Here is a 5566-nt window from a genome sequence, read left to right as displayed (position 1 = left end):
AGCAGCGGCAGCGTCGGCGAGGCCGTCACGAACTCCCGCAGCGGATGCCGCGCCAGCACCGCATCCACCTCCGGCGTCAACGCCGCCGCCAGCCGCGAGGCGGCCGGACGGCTCTCGTCCCGCAGGGCCGCCACGGCGGCGACGATCACGTCCTGCTCACCGGCGGGGGCGTCCTCGGCCGCGCGCTCGTACAGGCGCGCCCCCTCCTCGAGCACCAGCTCCGTGTCCATCCCCGCCGGGATCTTGATCTGGGCGTGGTGGCGCCAGGTGGTGACCGGGTCGCCCCAGGCCTCCACGGTGTACGACCAGCGGCCGGGCTCGCCGGCGGTGACGGTGGCGCCCCAGCGGTCCGTACCGGGGGCCAGTTCCCGCATCGGGGTCCAGGGGCCCGGACGGCCGTCGGGATCCCGTAGGACGACGTTGGCGGCTACGGCGTCGTGGCCTTCGCGGAAGACGGTGGCCGAGATCTCGAACGTCTCTCCGGTCACCGCCTTCGCGGGCCTTCGTCCGTGCTGGACGACCGGCCGGACGTCGAGGACCGGGATGCGCCCGAGGGTTTCCTCGGCGCTGGACGTCGGTGGTGCTGACGAGTGGTGCGTGGCGGGCATGACCGCTCCTGTCCGCGTCAACGTGGGTGGGCGGATGGCTGTGGGGAGGTGGGTCCTGCGGGGTGTTCCTGTGATCTGCCTGTCGTATACCCGGGGAGCCTTCCCACCCTATTCGGGTGAGCAATCCGGCACTTTGTTAACTACTCACTCGTATGTCTACACACAAGACCGGCCCCGTTCGTGAACGAACGGGGCCGGTCCGAGTACTCCTGGACGGCGAACCCGACAACCCTTCCTACGAGGCCGGCACCTGGAGCAGTTCGTCGGGCGAGCCGAGGCCGCGGCCGGAGACCTCCCCGGACACCGCCAGCTTGACCAGCGCCTTCGCCACCTGGGCGGGCGTCGCCTTCGGATGGCCGGCCAGGTAGAGCGCGGCCGCACCGGTGGCGTGCGGGGTCGCCATGGACGTGCCGGAGAAGGTCGCCTTCCCGGTGTCGCTCGTGTACGAGGCCGAGGTGATCGACACTCCCGGGGCGAACAGGTCCACGGCCGGCCCGAAGTTCGAGAAGCCCGCCCGGGCGTCCGTCCGGTCGGTCGCGCCGACCGTGATCGCCTCCCGGACGTCGGCCGGGGAGGAGAGCCCCGCCGGCAGGCCGTCGTTGCCCGCGGCGACGGCGTAGGTGACGCCGGAGGCGATCGAGTTGCGTACGGCGGCGTCCAGCTGGGCGTTGTGGGAGCCGCCGAGGCTGAGGTTGGCGACCGCCGGCTTCCTGGCGTGCTTGGTCACCCAGTCGATCCCCGCGATGACCTGCGCCGTCGTACCGGAGCCGTTGTTGTCCAGGACGCGTACGGAGACGACCTTGGCCTGCTTGGCGACGCCGTAGGTGGCGCCGGCGACGGTGCCCGCGACATGGGTGCCGTGGCCGTTGCCGTCGTTCGCGGTCCTGTCGTTCCCGACGAAGTCCCACCCGTAGCTCGCCCGGCCGCCGAAGTCCTTGTGGGTGATCCTGATGCCGGTGTCGATCACGTACGCCGTCACCCCGCGGCCCGCCCGGTCAGGTGAGGTGTAGCGCCGGTCCAGCGGCAGGCTTCGCTGGTCGATCCGGTCCAGGCCCCAGGACGGCGGGTTCTTCTGGGTGCGGTCCAGGGTGACCCGGGTGTCCTGGACCACCGAGGCGACCCGGGGGTCGGCCGCGAGCCGCCCGGCCTGTCTCTCGTTCGCCCGGATCGCGTAGCCGTTCAGGACCGTGCCGTAGCTGTGGCTTATTCTCGCCCCGTACTTCTCGGCCAGGCCCTTTCCGGCCGCCGACGACGCCTTCGTACCCCCCTTTAGTGTCACCAGGTAACTTCCGCCGACGGCGCCGGGCCCGTCGGCGCCGAGTATCCGCCCCTGTGGCGCGGCGTGCGCGGGCAGGGTGCCGGCCGACATCGCGGCGGTGCAGGTCACCGCGGTCAGCCCCCCCGCCCAGCGCAGACGCCGCGATCGCGTCCGTGCCATGGTCCGAGTTCCCCTCCTCGAGTCGGCGTACGGTGACCATCGGTCACCGGGGTGCACCCGGCTGTGGTCCGGTACGCCTGTCGGCAGCCTCTCGTGCGGTGCAGAAGGCCACAAGAGGGCCTACGGGGAGGGAATCGGCCATGTCCGCCATGCTGGAAGCGTGAAGGTTGCGGCTTTTTCCGGACTTCGCAGGAGTCTGTCGTGTTCTTGGACGTGCCGTGGTTGCGGAGCCCCCGGCACCGATACCGTCGAGGTTGACGACGAGGCGCACAGTGTTGTGCGTCCGCACAGCGACACGCGTCGAGGTGGAAAGTGAAGGCGATCCGTCGATTCACCGTCCGACCCGTTCTCCCCGAGTCCCTCAGCCCGCTGAGTGATCTGGCCCGCAATCTGCGCTGGTCCTGGCATCCGGAGACCCGAGACCTGTTCCAGTCCGTCGATCCCGAGCGCTGGGCCGCCTCCGACGGCGATCCCGTCCGGCTGCTGGGGAGCGTGTCGCCCGCGCGGCTCGCGGAACTGGCCGAGGACCGTCGTTTCCTGCGCCGCCTGACCGCGGTCTCGGACGACCTGAACGACTATGTGAGCGGCGACCGCTGGTACCAGGAGCAGGGCGGGGAACTGCCCGCGGCCATCGCGTACTTCTCGCCCGAGTTCGGGATCACCGCCGCCCTGCCGCAGTACTCCGGCGGTCTGGGCATCCTCGCCGGCGATCATCTGAAGGCGGCCAGCGATCTCGGTGTGCCCCTGATCGGGGTGGGCCTGCTCTACCGGCACGGCTACTTCCGCCAGTCCCTGTCCCGGGACGGCTGGCAGCAGGAGCACTACCCGGTCCTGGACCCCAACGAGCTGCCCGTCGCCCTCCTGGAGGAGCCCGACGGCACGCCCGCCCAGGTCGCCCTCGCCCTGCCCGGCGGCCGGCAATTGCACGCCCGCATCTGGCACGCCCAGGTCGGCCGCGTCCCGCTGCTGATGCTCGACTCGGACGTCGAGGAGAACGACCTCGGCGAGCGCGGGGTGACCGACCGGCTCTACGGCGGCGGCAGCGAGCACCGGCTGCTGCAGGAGATGCTCCTCGGCATAGGAGGGGTCCGGGCGGTACGCACGTACTGCCGGCTCACCGGCCACCCCGAGCCCGAGGTCTTCCACACCAACGAGGGCCACGCGGGCTTCCTCGGCCTGGAGCGCATCGCCGAACTCTGCGACCAGGGGCTGGACTTCGACTCGGCCCTGGAGGCGGTCCGGGCCGGGACGGTGTTCACCACCCACACCCCCGTGCCCGCCGGCATCGACCGCTTCGACCGCGAGCTGGTCGCCCACCACTTCGGGACCGACGCCGAACTCCCGCGCATCGACGTCGAGCGCATCCTGCGGCTCGGCATGGAGACCTATCCCGGCGGCGAGCCGAACCTCTTCAACATGGCCGTGATGGGCCTGCGCCTCGGCCAGCGGGCCAACGGCGTCTCCCTGCTGCACGGCCATGTGAGCCGGGAGATGTTCTCCGGTCTGTGGCCGGGATTCGACCCCGACGAGGTGCCGATCACCTCCGTCACCAACGGCGTGCACGCACCCACCTGGGTGGCGCCCGAGGTCTTCCGGCTCGGGGCCCGCGAGATCGGCGCCCAGCGCACCGAGGACGCGATGACCGTCGGCGGCTCCGACCGCTGGGACGCCGTGGGGGACATCCCCGACCAGGACATCTGGGAGCTGCGCCGCAACCTGCGCGAGCAGCTGGTGGACGAGGTGCGTCGGCGGCTGCACGCCTCCTGGCGCCAACGCGGCGCCGGTACGGCCGAGTTGGGGTGGATCGACGGCGTCCTCGACCCGGACGTCCTCACCATCGGCTTCGCGCGGCGCGTCCCGTCGTACAAGCGCCTGACCCTGATGCTGCGCGACCGCGACCGGCTGATGGACCTGCTGCTGCACCCCGAGCACCCGATCCAGATCGTGGTCGCGGGCAAGGCGCACCCGGCGGACGACGGCGGCAAGCGGCTGGTGCAGGAGCTGGTGCGGTTCGCCGACGACCCGCGCGTGCGCCACCGCATCGTCTTCCTGCCCGACTACGGCATGGGGATGGCGCAGAAGCTCTACCCGGGCTGCGACATCTGGCTCAACAACCCGCTGCGCCCGCTGGAGGCGTGCGGCACCTCCGGCATGAAGGCCGCCCTCAACGGCTGCCTCAACCTCTCGGTGCTGGACGGCTGGTGGGACGAGTGGTTCCAGCCCGACTTCGGCTGGGCGATCCCCACGGCGGACGGCGCCGGGACCGACCCCGACCACCGCGACGACATAGAGGCGGGCGCGCTCTACGACCTGCTGGAGCAGCGGGTGGCCCCCCGCTTCTACGAGCGGGGCCAGCACGGCCTGCCCGACCGGTGGATCGAGATGGTGCGCCAGACCCTGACCCTGCTCGGCCCGAAGGTGCTGGCCGGCCGGATGGTGCGCGAGTACGTCGAGCGCCTGTACACGCCGGCCGCGCACGCGCACCGCGCGATGGACATCGATTCCGCGCGCGAACTCGCCGGCTGGAAGGCGCGGGTGCGGGCCGCCTGGCACGACGTCACCGTCGACCATCTGGAGACGTCCGCGCACACGCCCACCGCGGAGCTCGGCAGCACGCTCGCCCTGCGGGTGCGCGTAGCCCTCGGCGAACTCGGGCCGGACGACGTGGAGGTGCAGGTCGTCTCGGGCCGGGTGGACGCGGAGGACCGCATCGCGGACGCGGTGACGGTCCCGCTGAAGCCGACGGGCGGCCCCGACACGGAGGGCCGCTGGGTCTACGAGGGCCCGCTCTCCCTGGACCGCACCGGGCCCTACGGCTACACGGTGCGCATCCTGCCCGCGCACCGGCTCCTCGCGTCCGGCGCGGAGCTCGGGCTGGTGGCGGTGCCCTCGGAGGAGACGGGCGAGGGAGGCGGGGTACTGATGCGGTGAGCGGGGCTCACACCTCCGAGTAGGGGGCGCACATCCGCTTCAGCACCGTTCCGCACCGCCGGGCGTAGGCATGCTGGATGCCGCGCGTCGCAGGGCCGCCCGCACGGGCGTACCACTTCGCCGCGCGGCTGAAGGCGTCCAGGGTGAGCCACACCGTGCCGTCGCCGGTGCGGTGGACCACGAACGCCTCCTCGCCGCACTCGGGATGGCCGGTCAGCGTGCCGTAGGCCCAGCCGGCGCGGCGGGGTTCCTCGACCGTGTAGACGATGCGGCAGGGGGCCTTGATCAGCCCGCCGAAGCTCACCGTGACGTCGACCCCGGTGGCCGCGCGGTCCGCGCTCGTCTCGATGCCCACACCCAGCTCGCGGTGCATCTCCCAGGTCAGCACCGCCTCGGCGGCTCTGTGGTAGACCTTCTCCCCCTCGCCGATGCGCATGCGGACATGCATCGGGTGGAACCCCGGCGGGCAGAACCCGGCGCGGCGGGTCCCGCCGACGTCGTCGTACGTGAAGTCCTCCAGGCGCATGGCAGACAAGAGTAGGGCGGGGCCCCGGGGGGGCCTCGCTCCTCGTCCCCCCCCCCCACCCCC

General features: G+C 72.0%; 4 protein-coding genes. 1 reads left to right on the top strand and 3 read right to left on the bottom strand.

What is annotated here, in order from left to right:
- On the bottom strand, positions 1 to 608 hold a 608-nt coding region (locus tag ACFU97_RS31805), incomplete at its 3' end, for a maltotransferase domain-containing protein (RefSeq protein WP_384263627.1).
- A gap of 235 nt (positions 609 to 843) precedes the next feature.
- Complete coding sequence (locus ACFU97_RS31800) at positions 844 to 2046, bottom strand: S8 family peptidase (RefSeq protein WP_384263624.1); 1203 nt, start codon at positions 2044 to 2046, stop codon at positions 844 to 846.
- Positions 2047 to 2358: 312 nt separating this feature from the next.
- Between ACFU97_RS31800 and ACFU97_RS31795 the strand changes: the two genes are divergently transcribed.
- Positions 2359 to 4977, top strand: coding sequence for a glycosyltransferase family 1 protein (locus ACFU97_RS31795; RefSeq protein WP_384263622.1), 2619 nt, complete (start codon positions 2359 to 2361; stop codon positions 4975 to 4977).
- A gap of 7 nt (positions 4978 to 4984) precedes the next feature.
- Here the strand turns inward: ACFU97_RS31795 and ACFU97_RS31790 are convergent, their stop codons facing one another.
- Entirely contained in the window at positions 4985 to 5503 is a 519-nt protein-coding gene (locus ACFU97_RS31790; protein WP_384263619.1) for a DUF1990 domain-containing protein, read from the bottom strand.
- Between the last annotated feature and the right edge of the window lie 63 nt (positions 5504 to 5566).

This window comes from Streptomyces sp. NPDC057616 (assembly GCF_042800575.1).
In the GTDB taxonomy this organism is placed as follows: domain Bacteria; phylum Actinomycetota; class Actinomycetes; order Streptomycetales; family Streptomycetaceae; genus Streptomyces.
This window is presented reverse-complemented; position numbering and strand designations above follow the sequence as displayed.

Excerpts from the sequence above, each read along its gene's own strand:
- ACFU97_RS31800 (WP_384263624.1), bottom strand. The coding sequence starts at position 2,046 with ATGGCACGGACGCGATCGCGGCGTCTGCGCTGGGCGGGGGGGCTGACC.
- ACFU97_RS31790 (WP_384263619.1), bottom strand. The coding sequence starts at position 5,503 with ATGCGCCTGGAGGACTTCACGTACGACGACGTCGGCGGGACCCGCCGC.